1 pseudogene is annotated in these 458 nt (G+C 56.1%); it reads left to right on the top strand.

The window, feature by feature from the left end:
- Positions 1-63: 63 nt before the first annotated feature.
- Positions 64-458: pseudogene (locus LC407_RS20810) on the top strand (hypothetical protein); the annotation flags it as partial.

Genomic DNA, 458 nt, shown 5'->3' with positions numbered 1-458 from the left:
GTTAAAGCGCAGGCGGAGAGTGTGATATCATTCTCCGCCTGTTTTTCCAGACGGCACCTCCCGATGAAATTTCCCGGCAAACGCAAATCCAAACACTACTTTCCCGTCAGCGCACGCGACCCCCTGTTACAGCCCGCCCAGCACGACGTTGATGCAGGCAGCTGGGCGGTGGGTATCGACCAGACGCTGGTGGATATCGAAGCCAAAGTCGATGACGCTTTTCTCGCACGTTATGGCCTGAGTGCCGGGCACTCGCTGGTTATCGATAATGCCGTCGCGGAAGCGTTGTACAACGAACTGATGCAGGAAGCGCTGATCACCCATCAGTTTGCTGGTGGCACCATCGGTAACACGCTGCATAATTTCTCGGTGCTGGCCGATGACCGCTCCGTGCTGCTGGGCGTCATGTGCAATAACATCCAGATTGGCGGCTACGCCTATCGCTATCTCTGTAACAC

The sequence above is a fragment of the Stenotrophomonas sp. OVS01A genome (genome assembly GCF_019969775.1).
Taxonomy (GTDB): domain Bacteria; phylum Pseudomonadota; class Gammaproteobacteria; order Xanthomonadales; family Xanthomonadaceae; genus Stenotrophomonas; species Stenotrophomonas indicatrix.
The sequence above is the reverse complement of the archived record's forward strand: the minus strand, read 5'-3'. Positions and strand labels throughout refer to the sequence as shown.